The 965-nt window shown below is 69.3% G+C and carries 1 pseudogene; it reads left to right on the forward strand.

Annotation, left to right across the window (positions count from 1 at the left end):
- Positions 1 to 934, forward strand: a pseudogene (locus tag L0P92_RS44645) (ABC transporter family substrate-binding protein); the annotation flags it as partial.
- Between the last annotated feature and the right edge of the window lie 31 nt (positions 935 to 965).

Consider the following 965-nt stretch of genomic DNA (forward strand, 5'->3'; position numbering starts at 1 on the left):
GGAGAAGGCGGAGAAGGCGGAGAAGGCTGCGGGGAGTGAGGGGAAGAAGGCCGAGAAGGCTGACAAGGCCGACAAGGCTGAGAAGGACTCCGACTCCGAGTCCACGGCGAAGTCCAAGTCCAAGGCCGGGGACGAGGCCGATGACGACGGGACGTACATCGTCGGGGAGGACAACAAGGCGCCCCGGCACGAGGGCGACAAGGGGAAGGAGAAGGGGGAGGGGGAGGACGCCGATCATGACGGTGGGCGGCACCTAGCTCAGGACGGCAAGCAGTACGGCACCACCAAGCAGGTGCAGCAGGGCGGGGCGCCCGGGGCGTACGCGCCGCAGGGGACTCCCGCGCCGGCCGGGGCAGCGGCTCGGCCGTTGGCCAAGGACGGCAAGGCGTTGACGTTGCGGTTCGTGGTGCCGGAGGGGGAGGGGTCGCAGACGCTGCGGACGGTGGCGGAGCGGATCGGGGTGATGCTGGAGCGGGTCGGGATCGGTACCGAGATCATGAAGGTCTCGGACGAGAGCTACTTCAAGGATCACATCGCGTCCGGTCAGTACGATCTCGCGCTGTACTCCTGGCCCGCCTCCGCCTATCCGGCGACCGACGGGCGGCCCATCTACGCCAAGCCCGTGCCGGCCGCCGACGGGTCGTTGAACGTCGAGCAGAACTACACGCGGGTCGGTACCGATCAGGTGGACCAGCTGTTCGACCAGGCGGTTGCCACGCTGGACGAGTCCGAGTCGCGGGCGCTGATCCGCAAGGCCGACTCCCGTATCTGGGCGGCGGCCGGGTCCCTCCCCCTCTTCCAGCGTCCGCAGCTGGTGGCCGCGAGGGCGAACGTCGCCAACGCCGGGGCCTTCGGTTTCGGGACGCCGGTGTACGAGGACATGGGTTTCCTGAAGAAGGCCAAAGCGCCGTCCGCGACAGCCTCGACCAACTGACCCCCCTCGCCCCCGCCGCCCCTACCCGTCC

The organism is Streptomyces muensis (genome assembly GCF_021474425.1).
Classification (GTDB): domain Bacteria; phylum Actinomycetota; class Actinomycetes; order Streptomycetales; family Streptomycetaceae; genus Streptomyces; species Streptomyces muensis.